Consider the following 18,099-nt stretch of genomic DNA (forward strand, 5'->3'; position numbering starts at 1 on the left):
ACAATACCCGGCTAGCGATTGGAAGGCGTGCGATCCATCCGCGCCTTTAACACTAGAAAACATATATAATTCTATCGGCTGATGATGAATCCCGAAGGCAACGGCGGAATGCCCGAGGTCGGCGAGCTCCTAGCCGACCTCGATAGCCCTTGCCCCGGCAAACCATAGCCAGGCGGCAGAGGCGGTAGCGAGGCGGCCCGAAGTTCGGGATGATTTGCCAACAGCGTGTCACGTGCATCATGCCGTGCCGACTGGAACGCATCCTTGATGGCCTCGCCCTTGTCCGTGTCGGTCAGGGCTTTCCACTGTGGCGACGAGACCAACGGTCGCAGCGCTTGCGAGGCTAAGGACCCAGCCGTGCGCTGATATTCGTCGTACTGCTGCGCGTTGAGCGGCACTCGTTCGCCGTTCACCATTACATCGCGCTGCGGCATCGACACCGGCGCCCGAAGCCGGGCAATCTCCGCCCGCAGCGGATCAGAGGTGACGTTGGTCGCGTACAGCGGCGACACAATGTCAGGCCCGACCGAGTCCCCGCGCGTGATCGCCTCGCCCCACATGTCGCGACGGGGCATGACCGACTGAGACAAGCCGGGCGTGCGAGCCTTGATCGCATCCATCAGCGTCCGCGCATCGCGTAAGTTGGGATCGATCGCCTGAGCCGTCTGGTTGAGGATCGACGGCACCGCAGCAGTCGCAGCGAGATTGCGGAAGTAGCGATCACCGTAGCGATCGGGATCGTCGAGCATCTGGAAGAAGTCCGCAGCGCCCGAGAGCCACGTCTTGCTGGTCAGGTTCTTGGCAATGCCGAGCGTGAGGTGAACCGCAAGCTTGTCGGCCTCCTGCGGCTTGGCGGTGTGCCCAGCCTCGACAAAGTCCGCTGCAACGCCTGCCAGCATCGAGAGCGGGTCGAACCGGGAGTAAGACACCCAACGGTCGCCCACCTTGATGCTGTAGGGCTGCCAGCCCGCCTGCAGGAGTGATGCACGCTCACGGGGGTCAGAAGGCCCGCTGCCGCTCAGACGCCCGTGCATGGCCGCAAGGACCGCCGCTGTGGACAGACCGGAGCCAAGCGTGATCTTGGCTAGCGCTTCGTCCCGCGAGCGACCGCCAGCAGCCAGCGCAGCGCGGACCTCAGGCATCGCAACACCAAAGATGGACCGCTCGCCCGCAAATTTGACGATGTTGGCGGGAGTTCTGACAAACGGGATGACCAGTTTGAGGCCGGGCACCTTGTTCGAGAGGTTCTGGACAGCCTGGCCCGCAGTCCCGAGTTCGCGCTGGAACGTGTAATAGCGGGCGGCGTCCTCGGCAGCCTTTGCCATCTCGCCGGTCGGTGCCTTGACCAGGCTCTCGTACCGGACCTTGCGATCGGCCGCATCGACGCCCTCCTTGGTGGCTTTGCGATACGCCAAAGCATGCAGCTCGGCACTAGCGTTAATCGACTTCCAAAACTCATCCGCCGCAGTGAGGGCACGGGTCGGCAGGCGGACGATCTTGCCGAGTGTGCCCCCGATGGCTTCCTGCACATGGCTATCGACCTTCATCACGTCATCGGCAGCGTCGCCGGTCACGAATGCCTTCTTTGCCCGCGCCAGCCCCTCCACCGATGCATTGGCGAGGCCCGACACTCGCGCCCCGACTTCGCCAAGATACGAGCGGTCAGCCGAGCCCAGCGCTTTGCCGATGCCAGCGGTCAACGCCTGCTCGGGCAGCGAGTAGATCGAGGTGAGCGCATTGCCGACGAAGTTGACCACGTGCGTCTTGGGGCCGCTCAGCAACGAGTTGATCCATAGCTCGTTAAACTTGTCCTTCCACGTGGGCTTGAGACCTTCGCGCATGAAGTGATTGGCTTGTGCGGGATCCTCGATCAGATCGACAATCGCCCTTGCCGCATCCTCGATCGACTCCCGGCCACCAGCGCCCTTGAGGTATGACTTCACCGCCGCCCCACGAGCGTCACCTGCCTTGGCCAGCATCTTGAACTGCTGCAGCGCACGACCCGCCTCTGCAGTCGCGCCGGTCACCTGCTCCTCAAGTGCGACGTGGCGGACCCATGCCTTGCGGAAGCCAAGCACGTCTTCATCGGAGCCACCAACGGCCTTCTGTGCCAGCTTGCCGACCAACCCGCGCGACTTCTGAACCAGCGCGCGGGTTGCGTAGAGCTGCTCGGCATTGAGAGCCTGCCCTCCCTTGCGCTTGAGAAGCATCTCGGGGGACAGGCCAAGTTCGTCGGCCATCAGGCGGGTTTGTTCATTGGTTACCCGCCCGCGACTGGCAGCATCGAACCCGCCCACGCGCTTTTGCACCTGGTCGATCAACTGCGCCACGTCGCCGGGGTTCTCAAGTCGATCGAGGTTGATGTTGCCCAACTTGCCGACAAGGCGCGGCGTGTCTTCATAGGCGGACACCGGCGCGCGGTTGGCCTCCAGATCGTCGAGCGTGATATGCTGGCCAATGTTCTCAGTTAGCGGCGCGCCGTTGTGTTGCGCCTGCTCGACCGCGAACCGCTGCGATTGCGCATCCTCGAAGCGTGCGACTTCATCAAGGCTGTCAGGGTGGAAGAACCGGTTTGCGCCGCTTGCTTCTAGATGCAGCCTGTCAATCAGATCGTGCCCGGTGGGGCTTTCACGGAACTCGGGAAAATAGCCCTCTTCCCACAGCGCATGCGCCGCATCGTCGAGTGGCATCCCCTGATCATGGACCAGCTTGCCCAGAAACTGCTCGTTGCTGCCGAAGTCCATTCGACGGGGCGCATTGCCTATGCCGAGGTGCGCAAGCGTGCCGCCTTCATCGCGGACGCCGCCCTTGGCGCGAAGCGTTTGCGTAATGTCGAACGGTCCACGAACCCGAACGCCATTGCCGACCTTGCGAACGTCGAGCTGCGCATGTTCGTCGGGCGCTTGCAAGTCGCGGAAAGGACCGGGATTGGCGAGCGACGCTTCCTCCATCGTGTCCACCTGGCTTGCCGGGCGCGGTAGGACAGATGCCGGATCGACGCCCTCGGCAAGCTTGGCAATGTCACTGCTATCGAGTGGATCGCTGGTCTTGCGGGTAATGCCAAACTGGTTATCAAGAACATAACCCGGTGGCAGCGAGGGGAGTGGGGTCGCTGTCTCCGGGCCCACGTTGATGTAATCGCGTTGACGGACTTCGCCGGAGATCGAAGGCATTGGGTCCGATGCCATCGCAACCGCCTTGCCATCAGCCACTGCGAAGCGCCCGTCCTGAGGGAAATAAGCGGCGTCGTGCCCTTGGTCGCGCAGCCATCGACCGAACGCTTGGTTAAGGTCCGCGACGCTCATCGTCCCATCTGCGCGCTTTGCTTGCAGGATCGCATCTTGGGACCACGGGGCGGCGGGATCGTATTGCTTGGAAGTCACCCATCCATGCACGTCATCCGAAGCGCGAAGTAGGTTCTGCGGGTTCAGGTCCGTCGGGATCACGCGCGTCCCAAAACGCCCGGCGTCCGACGGATTCTTGGTGAACCAGCTGAGGCCCTCCCGACTCGCCGACGGATCGAAGCCGGAGAGGTCAGGGGCGTTGGTCCCGTGATAGGCTCGAATGGGCGTTGGCCCATTTAGGACGGGACGCGAATTGTTGCCTATCGCCGCCGCCGGTGCGGGACCTTCGATCGTATAGCCCGGCGGCGGCGCAGGAATATCGGAGGCGTCGCCGCTGGCCGTGCGCAAGCCGGGCACTGCAGCCTCATCGGCAAACCGACTGCGCATCCACCTAGCCCCACGCGCGGCACCGAGGCCGAGGCCACTAAGGACAACGCCACCTACAGCACCGACGCCTGCACCAAGCGCCGCGCCCGGCAGGCGCTGCGTTATGCCGCCCTCACCCGCGCCAAAGCCGGAGATACCGCCCTCGACTGCCCCGATCTTGGCAAGCTGAGCAACGGTCCTCGCTTCTCCCAGCACGGGCACGGTCAATCCGCCCGCCAGCTGACCGCCCAGCCGATAATAAGGATGGGTGTCTTCATCATGCGCGATAATCGCCCGGTTCTGATCAATGTTGTTCCACAGCATGTCGCCGAAGCGGCGGTCGCTGTTCCAGATATTCTCACGGCCGCCAGTCGCACCAAGCGAGTCGGCAACGCCGCCAAATTCGTCGATCATGTTGAATGGATCGGCAACGCCGCGCAGGGTCGTTCCGAACTTGCCGTCGCCGGGATCGATCGACGGCTGAGGGGGCGCGACATATTCGGGATGATCGCCGACCACCGCACCCTTGGCACGGGCCGCGACGAACTTCTCTGTGCCCTTACGGGGAACGACGAACCCATTGGCCTTGCCGAAGGCGATGATGTCCTCGACACCATGGGCAGGATTGCGGGAGAACTCGACATAGGCCTTGGCGATGTCGTCGCGCACGCCAAAGTTAGGACTGGCCTCATCGCCGAATACTGCCTGCGCACCTTCGCCGTAGGCGCCCGGTTGGGCCCCCTTCCACGGTCCGTCATGATGGCGATATTGCTCCGGCGTTTCGGCATTGGTGCCGTGGCCACCCAGACGGTTAAGTCGCGCCAGGCGCTCGGCCTCCATGTACGGCGCGAACCGGGGATCGCCGTTCAGATATTGCGGCTCAGCCAGTGCATTTCCAGAGCGAAGCAAGCCCTCCGCTGGATCATTGCCCGGACTGCCGAGCGTGACGATCGGCCGACCATAGGATTGCGCTCCCATGCCGGTGACGGGCATCGCTGACGTGACTTGCGAAGCCAGCGCGTCGCGGGCTTGCGTGCCCAGTGGGACCAGCGAGCCATCGGCGCGGCGACCCTGCTGATTGACCTCCCAAGCATCGATACCCAGCACGCGACCATTGCCGCCGCCCTTGAGGCTCAGCGTGTCACCATCATGCACCGCGCCCGACGCGACATAGTTGCCGCCGCTCAGTGAACCGCGTTGCTTGAGCGAGTAGCCAGAGGGGAGCGGAGGAAGCCCGGAGTTGGGCGTGCCAGGCGTTCCCGGTGCCATCCCCCAGCCCGGAAGCTGCAGATGGACGTGATCGCCTTCGTTCAGCGCCCTCCCGCCGGGCCAATGGGTTGCGATGGCTTGGGCGCGGGTTTGCACGTCGCCAAGCCTCATGCCCGACGAGCCCGGGGTCAGATCGACCGCATCGCCATTGAGGTGCAACGAGTTCGAGGCCGGATGATACCCTTGCGACCGCAGCCGTTGAATATCGGCCGGCGTGCGATAGCCGTTGGTCGGCACCACTCCCGCATCGAGCAGTGGCCTGATCAGGTTCGGATCGGCTTTCGGCGGACCATCGAGCGCATACCCGGGCGGCAACGGCGGAAGGTCGGCCATTATTGAACCGGGGCGCCAGTCTGCGCATCAACCCAGCGCCCGCCTTTCACGACTATGCGATGGCCGTTTGGCCCCACTGCAACAGCGGCGGCACCGCCTCCGCCACGTGCGTTACGTCCCTGATACCCAGCACTTCCACGGACACGGGCATCGGTCAGGTCCTGTCCGCGCTGGCGAGCAGCAGTCGTCCGCATGCTGTTCGCAGTCGAGCCTGCAATCCGCGCGTCGGTGTTGCGACGAGAGTTCGCAAGACGAGGCGCCTGTAGCTGACCAATGAACCCATAGCGCTCCGTCTGCAGCGCATCGCGTCCTTCGAATGCGGTCGGACCATTGGAGCGAAGCACATAATCCTTGATCGCACTGGAGTAGGCTGGACTTCCCGGTGTGAGCCCCAGCGTCGTCGCGTAGGCCTGGGGCGCGGTAGGGGCGTCATAGAGCGTCCGCGCCGTGCCGGTGCTTGGATCATAGGCAACACGGTCCTCGTTCCCGCTGAAATACTGGACCTTGTTCGCGTCCGCCGCGCGATCGGTAAGCTCGTCCGCACGGCGGCGCTGGTACTGCACCTCGCCACGCTCGAATGCCGTCTGGTCCTGCCGACGCGCTTCCATCGTCTTGGCATAGGTTCCCGGCTGTCCCGCCGCGCCTAGCAAGCCGTCGCCGATCATCCCGAGGATACGGTTACCCGTACCGGAGCCGTCAGCCATGAAAAACGAATGATGCGGCTTGGGCGTCGGCATCGTGATCTGCTCATTGCCGACAGTCATCGGCCCCATGTCGGGGAGTGACATCGCCCCGCCCGGTGCTGCCGATCGCATCGCGGCGGACAGTAGCGCAGCGTTCGGCGACCCCTGATCGTTGGCCGGGCCCATGTTCGCCATCGCGGGCTGATAGGGCGAAGGGATGTTGCCGCCCATGAGCGCAGGGGAAGCGTTCGAGGCGAACGAAAGGGAGGGACGGCTATCGACCGCACCACCCGCCACCGGTGCAGATGGGCCCGGCTGTACTGCCATCGGGACGATGCGCTTGGCGCCGATCATTGCCATCTTAACAACTCCCCATTTCATCAGCGCCAAGTGCGTCCACGACGCATTGCATTGCGGTGATGTCACCTTGCTTATCGTCATCTGAAAGCGGTGCGACCGCGAACTGTCTTTTCAGTTCGACCGCCTTGGCGATGACTGCCGGGGACAACCGGGAGGCCAGCGCGAAAGCAATGATCTCGGCGCGGCTGTGCCCAGCGTCGGCCACCGCGTCGGTAATCGCGAGGGCTGTCGCGAAGTAATCATCGAACACGCCAGAATCGTACGCCTCGACTGGCGCGCGGCTGACCTGCGCAAGAAGCAGGCCAGCATACCCAAGAAGGTGGGTCGCCTTGCCCGAGGTCGTCGCCATGTGGCTCCAGATCAGCGCCATCGTGATTGCGGCGTCGAGCGGGACATCACCGGCCAGCCCCTGCTCGATCATCAAGTTGGCCATCGCCGCCTGCGCATCATGGTCACCACGAGCGGCCCTGAAATAGGCGGAGGGCGCTTGCCCAAGTTGGCAGTGATTCACTTCCATGCCCGTCCCCAAAACAGCGATGACATGCCGCTAGCACAAATCCACAGAAAAAGCAAGTCTCATCCGCAAGTTTGTTCCCGAATCGTTCCGCCGAGCCTACGCTAGCGTGATGTCCACGAAGCACGTCCGCACAGTTGCTGATCTCGTCAGGTTCCGATGCGGTCTCAGGATCGACTGCGGGTCATGTGGTTCATCACGCACTGTGGACGGCTACGCTGCGGCGTCACTGGGCGGCAGCGGGCAGCTAAGCGCCCTGCAAGGGCGCTTGCGGTGTGCGCGCTGCGGTCAGCGCGAGGCCAGGCTGGCAGTGCTTCCCCCGCCCCCGCCTCGATGACTCGACTCCTCGCGCAATGCGGATAATTATTGGGCTTTGGTGAAGCGCTGGAGCGATCCAGTGGTTGCCGCCTAAGTGGGAGAGGTGAAATGGACGACTCAGACGTTGCCTATTATCGCCAAAGGGCGATTGACGAACGCTACCGTGCACTTGAGGCCAGCCGATCGAACGTAGCAGTGATCCACATGGAGCTCGCGAAGCAGTATCAGGCATTGGTCGATCAAGCGGAGCTACGGGGCCAACTTACGCGGATGCTTCCCTCATTTTTTCCGCATGATCTGACTCGGCGCTCGCCCGTCCGTGAGAATGACGCGGCGTCGTAACAATTGGCACGATCACATTTTAAAAGCGTTTTGGCATGAGAAGAGAGAGCTTGTCGTGCCGAAACAAATCGCTGCCTGCGCAGCAGTAACGCAAGAAGGGTCGGAGTTTCTGAGCCCGATATTTGCACGTGCGTACCCGGTTGATGAGACACACTGTTTCGGCGATTTACTTCGTGCGATGGACCAAGCTGACCAAGCGGCCGAGCAAAAGCAAGACTGGCGCTGGCCCATGATTCAGGAGGCTGATGCAGCGCATTCGGTCCCAATGGCCAGCCCGACTTTCCTTAGTGCGAATGACAACATATGCGAATGACACCGACCGACGCCGAGCTGGATCGCTTGTTGGCGGAAATGGACCACCTCCGCATAAAGCTGAGCATTGCACGCGACAGTGGTCGGCAGGATTTGAGTTTGATTAACCGGCTCGAACGAAGCGTGTCTAAATTGGAAGATGACGTGGCGCGCTTTGACGGGCCGATAAAGAAGCTGGTGAAGCATAAGCCGGTGGAGAAGCCTGAATGAGAGATGGGCTAATGCTGGTCATCCTCATTGTGGGCGTTCCGCTGATGGGGTGGTCGCTAATGCATGGCTTTCGAACGGGCACCATGGACGCGGCTGGGGTCCCTTACGCACGATACACCCGATCGAAGCAGCCAATCATGTTCTGGCTCGCGGCGGCATTCAACGCAGCCATTTGCGTCGGTGCAGCCGCATTTCTGATTGCGGGTTTGGCAAATACCTAATCCCCAATGCGAACGGAGCGGGCGCACAATGGCTAGGTTGATCGCTTCCGTAACGCGGGTGAAACTTTTGGCACCCGCCGGACGCGAGGACGTTTAAGCCTTGAGACCCAGCAGATGCCTCTCGCCATGCAAAGTATCGCCATGCTTCAATCCGACGTAAGCTATTATCGCAAACGTGCTGTCGAGGAGCGCGATCTAGCGCTTCAACCTGACGGCGAAGATGCCAAGACAGTCCATGCCGAACTCGCGCGGCGCTATCAGGAACTTGTGAATGACCCTGAGGTGGGTGAGTCAAGGAACACCCTCACTTGGGCGCTTTGACGCATGCGGTCGCGATGAGCCCCCCATCGTCCCAACGCGGCTTGTAGATCGCCTGAGCCCGCTGCAGCTGCCAGCATGACAAGTTCGCCCGCCCAGCCCACGCCATGACGACGTAACGCCCGAAGCGATCGGTCGTGACGATGCTGTAGCTTACCCGCCCATTGCGTAGCGCGTCGATTAGGCTGCCCTTCGAGGCGATGGCATCGCCTGGCGCGCACTGACGATTGCGGGCGCAGTGACCCGGCAGTTCAGGCGCGTCGATGCCAAGCAGACGCAAGCGGATTGATCCGCAACGCAGCGTGTCGCCGTCAACGACGTAGGCGGAGGGGCAGGGGATAGCATCGAGCGGCATCGCGTATTTTCCGGACTAAAAACGAATTGCCATTGTGTCGATTATGTCTGGGCTTTTAAAATTTCCGAAAGCTGCTTCTTGATAAGCGCGCCCGACAGGTGCGATTCAATGCTTTGATAGTTCTCGCGGTGAAGTTGGCGGCGAATGTCCACGAGACTTTGGCAAGATCCCTCGCGAGCAATTTCAAACGCTCGAACGATAGTGCCAACTTCAGGCATTACTCCGGTTCCCGCGTCGCAATTTTTCAATCCTATTTGTTCGTCTGCGATCGCTTGCCCTGATCACTCATTTGGAAAGCCCCTGCTCGACCAAGCGACGGATAGCTTCCGCTCGGGAAGGAATAGGCTTCTGCTTCGACCGCCACTCGTCGACGTGCTCCAGCCAGCCTTTCGTCGCTCGCATTTCAAACCGGATACCAAGGGGTTCAATATCAGCCATGAACTTACGTAACACCCCTTGACAGTGGGTGTCAACTTACGTAACTAACGGTACAGCCGACAGGAGGGCCACTAACCCTCCCGCCGGCCTAACCTCAACCGGAACCTAAGGAGTTCGGTCTTATGGCTGCCTCATTCAATACCACCCGTGCGCCCCGTGCGCTATTCGCGATCATCACCGCCGCCGCGATCGGCTGCGCCCCGATTATCGCCGCCGTCCTCGCATCCGCGCAGGTCGCGAAATGAATAGGCGCGAGATGCTGACCGGCATGGCCGTTGCCGGTGCGACGGTGGCGCTGTCCACCCCAACAATCGCAATGAAGTTGCCCGTAAGCCGTGCGGCATGGGACGACGCAATGACCGCCCTTGCCCGAGTGCAGGCAATCCGCGCCGCCCATGAGCCGAGGCTGGAGGAACTCGGCGGGGCCATTCAGGCGGGCAACGAAAAGCATCGCGTTGAATGGGAAGCTGCCTTTCATCAGGCAGACAAAATGGACAGTGCCATCAGCGCTGCCGAAAAGGTGCTGCTCGACATGCCTGCCCCTGACCCGCAGGCCGTAGTGTGGAAGGTCGATCGGCTGTGGATGCCCGGTGAGGGCATCTGGAGCGAAGGTGTGGAAGATCAGGCCTATGCCGACCTTCGCCGCTTCCTGCTCGGCGGGAGGGCTTAAGCCGTGGCGGTCCACATCCATACCCAGCAGGCAAGCCGAGCCATCGGCACGCACTTGCCGCTCAACGTTGCGCTGGCCATCCTCCCGTCATTGCCTCGTCCATACTTAGCCCACCTTGTTGCCAACGCCATCGACCTGATGGACGAGCAGGACGGAGATGAGGACCGCGAGCCCGAGGTCACCGAGCAGGACGATGAGCCTGAGATCGACGACGAACCCGAACTGGACGACCATGGCGGCGGCAATGTCGAGGACGAGGGCGAGCCCGAGAGCGGGGAGGTGCATCCAGCTTACGGGATCGATCAATCGACTGGACCGTTATCGCTCAACGCCAACTGAGCACCTCTCCCGCTCTCGGCTAGCCCCGCCTGGCTTCGGCTCGGCGGGGCTTTTCTTGCTCAACTAGCGCCGCAAGTTGCCGCTGGACTACCGCGCTTGCCAAGTCGTGCCTGGCCTTCTTTTTTTTGCTCTCACGAACCTTGCCTGACGTACCATAAGAGATACTGGCAATTTGTCGGCGCGCCATGTGCTCACACATTTCCGCGAGGCGCAGATGATAGTCCTGCAGTGTCTCGCCTTTTCGTACCATCTGAGCGGCCCATGCATCTAATCTATGCTGCGAGCTAAACGGCTTCGGTGCTGGTTCGTTGCAAATGTGCCCGGTGGCTGCATCGGCCCGGCTCTTGCCGGTCTAGCGTACATAGCGACGCGAGCGGCCGGTCATCAATTGGCCGACCCTTTGCTATCAGTTCGCCATCTAGGGATCGTTTCCCCTTACGGCGCATTCTTCATCCGGTGACTGCGTATCGTCGCTGAGTTCAGGCCCGGCTGCCGCCCCCCCCCTCTTGTGCAGCAGACCGGGTCTTAGTTCCGCCGTCAGATCGACTTAAGACTTTCTCGCATGGCGCGCGCCATTGCTCTCATCGAAGCCATTTCTGCCGATCGCAGTCCATGCTTCCAGGCGTTTTTGTTGCCAGGGGCGCAAGTGCTTTTTGCACATGCTTGACGATCTGCTGGCCACATTGACGTAGCTTCGCCAGCGCCTCAGCGGACAGCGCTCAGCAATCGCGACACCTCACGGCGAAGCTCGACAGCCTCACTTGTCCATCCCCCATGCCGCCAAGAGCCGTTCGCCTCACCTTTCGGCGCCCCGCTTCGGCCTCCGTGCATTCGACAGACGCGCTTGCCCTTCAGCGCCGGAGAACGGCACGACTGACCCGAGCGAGCCTTTGCCTGGCATCGGGGTGCACTCGACAAAACTGTTGGTTGCATGGCTTTGGCCTCCCAAATTTCGGGCATCCCCGGCGGCATGGACGTGCTGGTGATGGTGGACATGACGTTCGTTCCTTACCGTGATTTTCTGCCGACTGACCTTTCGACCCTTAAGTTGCTGCATTGCTTCCAGTTGCTTGACGTAGGCCTTCGCGAGAGCGGCTAGGGATGCCAGCGTTCGGGCATCAGGGTTAGACCGGCCCGCTACATGATGAGCAAGCTTCATCGTGGCAAAATGGATAGCCACTGCCTGGGCAGCGAGCGCCGCTTCTGCCTCATTGCGAGGAGCAAGGCTTTGCACTAGTGCAATAGCGGTTTGCAGCTCGTTCTCGTTGGGGCGCCATGCTTGTGCAGTCTCGTCCCACTGCGTTGAACATAGGCGCGCCAGGTGATTGACGAACACGTTCGCTACGTCGCGTTGGCGAGTCCCGAACGCTTCGAACATCAAAGCGCACCAAGCCCGTTCATCCGCCGCCTGGTAAGGGTTGCCATAGGACCACTTGCCTTCATCGGCAGTGATTTGGACATCAGGCGCGATCGGGCGAGCCTGATGGCGCGCCGTTGCCACCTGCGCCTTCTGCCGAAGCTTTGCGGGCATGCGGCGCTTACTTGTCATCGCGGCGCCCCATCAAGGACGATCCAATATTGTGGTTTGAACCGAAGCGCCTTGCCCTTCATCGACAGCCACTCTCCTCCCTTGAACATCGCAGGTTGACGGTCGGTCCATCCACCTTCGTGACCGTCATCGGCAACGCCGACCGTGCCTTCGACCGGTGGCTCCGACACAGGTCTGCGAACGAAGGACAGGCCCATCACAGAGAACTCGTGCAGATAGGCCTTAGCACCCGATTGAGTTTGATCCGAGGTCATGCCGCCACCTTCATGCGCTCGTAACGACGCTTGCCCTCACCCCGTTTCCGACACGCCTCGTTGCAATACCGGCGACCCAATCGACCACCGATCAAAGGATCCCCGCACTGCTCGCAGCGAAATTCAGTCGGGCCCATTTTTTCAGGGGTCTGATTGATCGACCTACGAAGCTTGATCAGGTCGCAGAACAGCGGTTTGCCGGGCTCCGGTGATCGGACGAAGGGTGGCGTCCAGGCTTTACCCCGTATGCCGTGCATCATGTCGGTCAGAGACGTTCGCCCCCTACCCCCTTGGTAATATACATGTTGAGAGGATTCCTCCCACCTAGACGGCAACGCATTTCCGCCATTTTCGGCGTTTGCGTGCGAGGTTTCCTCCCCCGGCAAGACCCCCATGTCGGCCCGAATAGTGGCCCAATGAGAGGAATCCTCCCCCGCGAAAAATGCTCGAGTGTACGCAGAGATGACGTTCGAGCGATCCGAAACCCGCCGTCTTTGACGCGCATCGAGGTCGCCAAAGTTTAGCTTTGGAATGACATCGCCGCCGAGCGAAGAACCGCCCTTGCTCTTCCAATTCAGCCAGAACGCCGACGCACGGGCGAAGCCACCGGCTTTGATCCTAAAGTCACCCTTGACGGTACAGCGCAGGAATCCGAGGCCTTCGAGTTCGTCAAATGCAGACTTAACCGCCTTACGATCGCTCAGGCCTAGGCGGTGCGCGGCATCGACCTGTGACAGGAACAACTTTCCGTTGCACGCAGGCCCCGTGTACATCGCTGTCAACTCGACGAGGAGAGCCCGCGCCGTCACCGATAACGCGCTTACCTGTGGGGAAAGCCAGAACGACCGCCGCAGGATGATGACGGCCCCGTCGCTTCCCAGGCGCTTGCTATCGCGCCCGGTCGCGTCAGGCCTATTTGTCTTTGCCCGCTTCATGCCGCTTCACTCTGCTGAAACTCAGCCGCCACCCAAACCCTTGCAGCCTTGCCGGTGCAATTAGGTCGCCGCATTCCGCTATCGACGACCAGCCCCTTGAGCCTCAGTTCTGTGGTTCGGGGTTGAATAGTCCAGCGGGGGAGATCGACCTGCTCCGCAAGTTCGTCGGCGGTCAGACCAACGGGGCCAGCAGCGCGTATCGTTTCCTCGGCCAAGCGCTGAAGCCGCCCCAGCTTGGGGGCGATGTCGGCTGCCGCCGCGATCGAAGTATCAACGCCACGATGACCAGGCGCGTCGGGATATTCCGGCGCGGACATAAATCCGAACAAGTCCGGTCCGTCGTTCATGACCGGCCTCCCGTCATTAAAGGTGGAAGACCGGCACGATCGAGCAACGTCGCCAGCCAGTTCTCTTGCTTCTCGCTCATAGGAGTGTCGTCGAAGACGAGCTGGCCGAGGAAGCTTCCCGCTGCCCTGGTTTGCCGCTCGCTTCCGTTGAGCAGCGCCAGCGCCGCCGAGCGCACATTGGTGAAGGGATCAGCCATGACGCGATGCCTCCCACGCTAGCTGGGCGATCAGCATGCACCGCTCGCGCGTCATGCCATATCGACGTTGAAGCCATTGCCCCTGAAGGGCGGCTGAGGTATTGAGCAGATGTTCACCGACCAGATGAGCACCGGGGCCAGCGTTAGCGCTGGCCTCGCTTGTTTCGAAGCGCATCGCTTATGCGGCTTCCGACGTGCTACTGACAGCCCGAGCGGCCATCCATGCGTCGAGGTCGGATAGGCGGTACCGGACCGCCCGTCCAAGTTTGCAGTAGCGGGGACCCGAGCCAGTAACTCTCGCTTTTTCGAGCGTGCTTTCAGCAAGGCTCAAATAGTGAGCCGCCCCAGCTGTGTTAATAGCGAAGTTACTTTGCGCTCTGCAGGGAATTTCGTTGGTCAATGTCGCCTCCAATTGCTTTGGCGACAGACCATGTATCATCATGTTGCACGTAACGCGAAAGCCTTGGGGGGGGTGGCTAATTGGCGCTTTTTGAGAGCTGAACGAGAAGATGTTCGTACGCGCTTAGGGCGCGACGAACTTTTCGTTCCCACGTGTCGATCTCAGACAAATTTCTTTTCGCCCGGCCATTACGCTCGCGTGAGATCCAAGCGTCCACACCCTTGGTGAGCCATCCATCGGCTTCGAGCCATTCCCTGTCGTAGTCTGTGGTCGGGCGGTCATCGATCCCCGTCGCCAACTTCAGTGCCAGATTCCAGATAGCTGCGCCCGACGCGGCATCAGGGCACAGAACGGTTCGTGGCTGACCAGCACCCACACCCCGGTTCTTTCTAGCCTGGATGACGACTTCGCCTGACCGGAGATTACGAATTAGCTCAAGCCGAGCCTTAAGGGGCATCCCATTTTTCGCCCAAGTTGCAGTGTCTACATAGTCGCTAAGCGCTGACTTAAACCGTCCGCTCGGTAGCCGACGCACAATTTCAATGGAGCCTTGGCGACGCGTCGCGACCGACAGCAAGTGCTCCAGTTCGACTGAGCCAGCCGATCCTCCGCCGTTCGTAAGAGCGCGTGCAAGGCCTTGAGCATCAGGGTAAGCGGCGTCTAACGCCAACAGAAGCTCCATGTCCGACCGTAAAGCCGCGTTCGCACCTGCAATGTATTCGCTCATGCTCGCCTCTCGGCAAGCGCAATCACGTTAGTAACGTCCGCACCGTGCAGCACACGTTCGATGTGCGCAGCCCATGCGTCGAGAGCGTCGCGCTTCTCCTGTTTCCAGTCGTGCCGCTGGTAGACGCCAGCAACGCCCGCACGAGCCCCAGAGACGTGATTGAGGATTGCCTCGGTCACTTCGAACCGGACACCCAACCGCTGCATTCCTGTGGCGAACGTCCGTCGCAGGTCATGGGCGCGCCAGGGATCGATCGTGACGTGATCGGGATTCTCGCCAGCTTTCCCGGCTTCCTTCTTCGCGAGCGTCAGCATGGTCTTGTCGAGCCGGGACTTTGCACGGGAATAGCCCGAGACAGGCGTTTCACCGGTAGTCGTGAACACGAAGCCTTTGCGCGGCCACTTTTCGCCGGCAGCGAGATTGTCCAGTTCGGCGATCATCGCAGCCATGAGCGGCACCGTCGTCGCGTGACCGTTCTTCGCCCGAGCGGCGGGGATGATCCATTCCGAGGTTGACCGGTGCAGTTCCTTCCACCCGAGACCCGCGACTTCTTCGCGGCGTTGACCCGTGCCGATCAGTAAGCGGTAGACCGGACCGAACGGATAGCCGAGGTCGCCAGCAGCTAGCCATGCCAGCCGGAGTTCCTCGTCACTTAGCCAACGATCGCGGGAGCCGGGCGCTTGAGGGACTTCCGCCCCTTCCATTGGCGAGCGGTCGAGATCACCGCGCCCAACAGCCCAGCGAAACATGCGGCTCAGAACGGCGTGGGTTTTGCGCCTGAGTCCAGCCTTCTCGCGCGGGATGCTGTCGAACAGTGCCGCAATGTCCGACTTGCGAATGTCAGGAAGAGGCTTCGATCTGAGGATCGGCCGGACATGCAGGCGGAAGATGGCTTCGGCGTCGGCATGGGATGCCTTCCACTCCCGTTCGACATATTCCTTCATGAACAGCTCGGAGTAGGGGGTAAACGCAAGATTGCGAGCGATGCGGCTTCGTTCCGCCTTGCTAACCAACAGGCCTTTGCGGCCATCTACCAGCAGCCGTTCAGCCTCGGCCCGCGCGCCTGAGGGCGTCCAGGGATTGCCGTAGGTGCCGATCGTGTAGCGCTTTGTGCCCGACCCCCGACCGCCTTCCCGATATTGGATAAGGAAGACCTTGTTGCCGGCGGGCGTCGTCTTCACCCCGAACCCGCGCAACTCGTCGTCCCACAGGAACTCAGCCTTTGCCGAGGACCGCAGCGCATCCACCGTCCGCTTCGTGATCTTACCCGTCGCCATGGCCTACCTCTGGCAATCACCTAGCAATCACCGTAGATCAAAGCCGGGGCAACAGCAAGAAAGAACAGGCTAGGAACCGGGGCGGATTACTGGGATTCATAGCAACCCCAAACCTGCTCGCGGCAACGCCACGCAAGCAAGGCCTCCGCATTCGTAATGCGGGGGTCACAGGTTCGAGTCCTGTAGGCGGCACCACCCTGTTCCCCGTCTTTGGCAGTCACTCGCTCGGCCGGAGTATGGTGCCTCCTAAGTCGCGGCACCTTCGGCGTTTTTCTGTTGCTGTAGGCACGAGGTGGGAGTCGAGAGACTGCATCGAGCCTCGCTTTCGTGCGGTAGTTGCGCGGTAGTCTCGGACCGCGTGTTTGGGCCGCCACCCACGAACGTTTGGACCTAATGAATCAACTGAAGATCTCGCGCGCGAACGACTGAGATTGGGCCGGTAGCCGCCTGTCCGCTCTTGGCGAGGATCGTGCGATAGTGAACGTTCTAGACTTCTGGCTCGCATGTCCGAAATGAGCTGCTCGTCGCGTCAAAGCCGACTGTCGGCTATCGACCCAATTGCGGACCTTAGCAGACTGTGTAGTCTCCTCTCATGATTTCGCCGCACCCGAGCTTCGCGAGAACTCGCTTCGCGATCGATGGCGGAGATGGCGACCAGCAGCTTCTCGGAAGCTACATGCTACTCGAACGGGTCGTCGCGCCTTGGTTCGACAGCAACCCCAGCGCTTGGCTCATGCAGGTGATTGGTGGCAAACATAACGGGCTTGTATTCAGCCTGTCGCCGCGCACGCTGGGGACCATAGATGAAGGCGTCGCCAGTGAAGGATGCAAGAGCGTAATTGTAAAAGGGTTGCCAGAACAGCCCGGATGCGACGCCACGCTTTACCCGCAAGAGGCAATCGGCGGCATGACCTTCATAGACCGTGTTTGAACCCATCCGAACGTCGCTCTCCACTCAATTCTCGCATTTCGCCCCGCTGGTGGCGCTCGCCAGAACTGGAAGGTCGGCTCGCGACCGAATTGCGGACATTGGGTTGTGTCCATACGGTTTCTATCGAAGGGGAGCGGATGGCATGAGGGACCAGCTACAGAGGGCGGTGTTAGCTTTAGCGCAGCCCGCTGATGTGCAGCTTTCGCTATTTCCTGACTTTGTTTGCAAAGCGGACGAGCTTGCACTCGATTTTGAAGATGGTCTGTATGAGTTGGTCGGCCATGAAAAGGAAATTACCGTCGAGCAAAAGGCGGCGGTTGACGCGCTGGATGAGATAATCACGCGTATGAGTGGGAAACAAAACGCATCATTTTGGACCGAGGACGCTTTGCGCACTGATCCCACTTGGGAGGAAATACGGTCGGCAGCTAAGGCAACCGTTGCATCGTTCGGTTGGGAACTTCGACGCCCACCGCCGTCCGGCGCAATCTACGTTTCCGCTGGTCGCTAGTGTCCGCTTTCCACCCAGTTCGTGCCATTCGTACGTATCAGAGCCAATGCCAGTAGCGGTCGGTCGGCAAGCAATTCAATCCAGCCGGTCAACGCAGAATTTCGGATGCCCAAAACTCACTGTTCGCTGAGCAACCGCCTTCCGGCGAGATCTGGGCCGGCAGCCGACTATCCGCTCCTGGCTAGGAACGCGCGATAGGGACTTCCGGAATTCGGGGTCGAATATCCGGAAACAGCGTCTCGCCGCCTCAAAGCCGACCCTCGGCTATCGGCGCAAATACAGCTGTAACTTCACAGCAATTACGGAAACTGAACCTAAAGGTGTTCACCATCTGGACGGCGCCCAAGGCCCGTAAGAAATAGTCCCGGTCTCTTGGCGGCTGCGCCATAGGTCGCCACCGTGATGGCAGCGGCTCCGATCAGAACAACATGTCCAACGACGCTCACGGCGAATACGGTATAACTCCCGATCGCGATCGAAAACGCAATCGCCCACATCCATCCAAGAATTTGCAGGACCATATGGCGGGTGTTCAAATGAGGTATATGCCGAAGTGGGCTAGCCTCATGGTCAAACAAG

Annotated in this window: 24 protein-coding genes; 7 read left to right on the top strand and 17 right to left on the bottom strand. The window is 61.0% G+C overall.

Annotated elements, in window-relative coordinates:
• Positions 1 to 71: 71 nt before the first annotated feature.
• The 3 genes from U1700_RS06060 to U1700_RS06070 are packed head-to-tail and all read right to left on the bottom strand — an operon-like array spanning position 72 to position 6,776.
• Entirely contained in the window at positions 72 to 5,312 is a 5,241-nt protein-coding gene (locus U1700_RS06060; RefSeq protein WP_332751012.1) for a hypothetical protein, read from the bottom strand.
• On the bottom strand, positions 5,312 to 6,355 hold the full coding sequence (locus tag U1700_RS06065) for a hypothetical protein (protein ID WP_332751014.1): 1,044 nt from the start codon (positions 6,353 to 6,355) through the stop codon (positions 5,312 to 5,314). Before U1700_RS06065 ends, U1700_RS06060 begins: the two co-directional genes overlap by 1 nt.
• Before the next feature lies 1 nt (position 6,356).
• The gene (locus U1700_RS06070; protein ID WP_332751016.1) at positions 6,357 to 6,776 is read right to left on the bottom strand and encodes a hypothetical protein; all 420 of its coding nucleotides are present in this window, start codon (positions 6,774 to 6,776) and stop codon (positions 6,357 to 6,359) included.
• Positions 6,777 to 7,838: 1,062 nt separating this feature from the next.
• Between U1700_RS06070 and U1700_RS06075 the strand changes: the two genes are divergently transcribed.
• On the top strand, positions 7,839 to 8,051 hold the full coding sequence (locus tag U1700_RS06075) for a hypothetical protein (protein WP_332751018.1): 213 nt from the start codon (positions 7,839 to 7,841) through the stop codon (positions 8,049 to 8,051).
• A gap of 347 nt (positions 8,052 to 8,398) precedes the next feature.
• Complete coding sequence (locus tag U1700_RS06080; RefSeq protein ID WP_332751020.1) at positions 8,399 to 8,593, top strand: hypothetical protein; 195 nt, start codon at positions 8,399 to 8,401, stop codon at positions 8,591 to 8,593.
• Here the strand turns inward: U1700_RS06080 and U1700_RS06085 are convergent.
• The 3 genes from U1700_RS06085 to U1700_RS06095 form a co-directional block, all read right to left on the bottom strand.
• Positions 8,577 to 8,945: a thermonuclease family protein gene (locus U1700_RS06085; RefSeq protein ID WP_332751022.1), complete on the bottom strand. Its 369-nt coding sequence runs from the start codon at positions 8,943 to 8,945 to the stop codon at positions 8,577 to 8,579. The genes U1700_RS06080 and U1700_RS06085 overlap by 17 nt on opposite strands.
• Before the next feature lie 41 nt (positions 8,946 to 8,986).
• Positions 8,987 to 9,163 (bottom strand): hypothetical protein, encoded by a 177-nt coding sequence (locus U1700_RS06090; RefSeq protein WP_332751024.1) that lies wholly within the window; start codon positions 9,161 to 9,163, stop codon positions 8,987 to 8,989.
• Positions 9,164 to 9,230: 67 nt separating this feature from the next.
• Positions 9,231 to 9,383, bottom strand: coding sequence for a hypothetical protein (locus U1700_RS06095; protein WP_332751025.1), 153 nt, complete (start codon positions 9,381 to 9,383; stop codon positions 9,231 to 9,233).
• A 122-nt stretch (positions 9,384 to 9,505) separates the two neighbouring features.
• On the opposite strand from U1700_RS06095, the gene U1700_RS06100 reads away from it, so the two are divergent.
• From U1700_RS06100 to U1700_RS06110, 3 genes are read left to right on the top strand one after another with little or no spacing between them, the layout of a single operon-like run.
• On the top strand, positions 9,506 to 9,628 hold the full coding sequence (locus U1700_RS06100; RefSeq protein ID WP_332751026.1) for a hypothetical protein: 123 nt from the start codon (positions 9,506 to 9,508) through the stop codon (positions 9,626 to 9,628).
• On the top strand, positions 9,625 to 10,053 hold the full coding sequence (locus tag U1700_RS06105; protein WP_332751028.1) for a hypothetical protein: 429 nt from the start codon (positions 9,625 to 9,627) through the stop codon (positions 10,051 to 10,053). Before U1700_RS06100 ends, U1700_RS06105 begins: the two co-directional genes overlap by 4 nt.
• Before the next feature lie 3 nt (positions 10,054 to 10,056).
• Positions 10,057 to 10,392, top strand: coding sequence for a hypothetical protein (locus U1700_RS06110; protein ID WP_332751030.1), 336 nt, complete (start codon positions 10,057 to 10,059; stop codon positions 10,390 to 10,392).
• A 705-nt stretch (positions 10,393 to 11,097) separates the two neighbouring features.
• Here the strand turns inward: U1700_RS06110 and U1700_RS15590 are convergent.
• From U1700_RS15590 to U1700_RS06155, 10 genes are read right to left on the bottom strand one after another with little or no spacing between them, the layout of a single operon-like run.
• On the bottom strand, positions 11,098 to 11,247 hold the full coding sequence (locus U1700_RS15590; protein WP_443025903.1) for a hypothetical protein: 150 nt from the start codon (positions 11,245 to 11,247) through the stop codon (positions 11,098 to 11,100).
• Positions 11,189 to 11,941 carry a hypothetical protein gene (locus U1700_RS06115; RefSeq protein WP_332751032.1) on the bottom strand — a complete coding sequence of 251 codons (753 nt, stop codon included), beginning with the start codon at positions 11,939 to 11,941 and terminating at the stop codon, positions 11,189 to 11,191. Before U1700_RS06115 ends, U1700_RS15590 begins: the two co-directional genes overlap by 59 nt.
• A complete protein-coding gene (locus tag U1700_RS06120) occupies positions 11,938 to 12,195 on the bottom strand; it encodes a hypothetical protein (protein ID WP_332751033.1) in 258 nt (85 codons plus the stop codon). Before U1700_RS06120 ends, U1700_RS06115 begins: the two co-directional genes overlap by 4 nt.
• Positions 12,192 to 13,130, bottom strand: a complete 939-nt coding sequence (locus U1700_RS06125) for a hypothetical protein (RefSeq protein ID WP_332751035.1) — start codon at positions 13,128 to 13,130, stop codon at positions 12,192 to 12,194. The genes U1700_RS06120 and U1700_RS06125 overlap by 4 nt, the downstream gene beginning before the upstream one ends.
• Positions 13,127 to 13,477, bottom strand: coding sequence for a hypothetical protein (locus U1700_RS06130; RefSeq protein ID WP_332751036.1), 351 nt, complete (start codon positions 13,475 to 13,477; stop codon positions 13,127 to 13,129). The genes U1700_RS06125 and U1700_RS06130 overlap by 4 nt, the downstream gene beginning before the upstream one ends.
• Entirely contained in the window at positions 13,474 to 13,674 is a 201-nt protein-coding gene (locus U1700_RS06135; RefSeq protein WP_332751037.1) for a hypothetical protein, read from the bottom strand. Before U1700_RS06135 ends, U1700_RS06130 begins: the two co-directional genes overlap by 4 nt.
• Positions 13,667 to 13,849, bottom strand: coding sequence for a hypothetical protein (locus U1700_RS06140; protein ID WP_332751038.1), 183 nt, complete (start codon positions 13,847 to 13,849; stop codon positions 13,667 to 13,669). Before U1700_RS06140 ends, U1700_RS06135 begins: the two co-directional genes overlap by 8 nt.
• Before the next feature lie 3 nt (positions 13,850 to 13,852).
• Positions 13,853 to 14,116, bottom strand: a complete 264-nt coding sequence (locus U1700_RS06145) for a helix-turn-helix transcriptional regulator (protein ID WP_332751040.1) — start codon at positions 14,114 to 14,116, stop codon at positions 13,853 to 13,855.
• Between the two features lie 34 nt (positions 14,117 to 14,150).
• The gene (locus U1700_RS06150) at positions 14,151 to 14,801 is read right to left on the bottom strand and encodes a hypothetical protein (RefSeq protein ID WP_332751042.1); all 651 of its coding nucleotides are present in this window, start codon (positions 14,799 to 14,801) and stop codon (positions 14,151 to 14,153) included.
• Complete coding sequence (locus tag U1700_RS06155; protein WP_332751044.1) at positions 14,798 to 16,078, bottom strand: tyrosine-type recombinase/integrase; 1,281 nt, start codon at positions 16,076 to 16,078, stop codon at positions 14,798 to 14,800. The genes U1700_RS06150 and U1700_RS06155 overlap by 4 nt, the downstream gene beginning before the upstream one ends.
• A gap of 592 nt (positions 16,079 to 16,670) precedes the next feature.
• On the opposite strand from U1700_RS06155, the gene U1700_RS06160 reads away from it, so the two are divergent.
• Both U1700_RS06160 and U1700_RS06165 read left to right on the top strand, forming a co-directional pair.
• A complete protein-coding gene (locus U1700_RS06160; protein WP_332751046.1) occupies positions 16,671 to 17,009 on the top strand; it encodes a hypothetical protein in 339 nt (112 codons plus the stop codon).
• 142 nt (positions 17,010 to 17,151) lie between these two features.
• Positions 17,152 to 17,520, top strand: coding sequence for a hypothetical protein (locus tag U1700_RS06165; protein WP_332751048.1), 369 nt, complete (start codon positions 17,152 to 17,154; stop codon positions 17,518 to 17,520).
• Between the two features lie 314 nt (positions 17,521 to 17,834).
• Here the strand turns inward: U1700_RS06165 and U1700_RS06170 are convergent.
• The coding region (locus U1700_RS06170) for a hypothetical protein (protein WP_332751050.1) at positions 17,835 to 18,099 on the bottom strand (265 nt) is incomplete at its 5' end.

Source organism: Sphingomonas sp. RB1R13, assembly GCF_036663775.1.
GTDB lineage: Bacteria > Pseudomonadota > Alphaproteobacteria > Sphingomonadales > Sphingomonadaceae > Sphingomicrobium.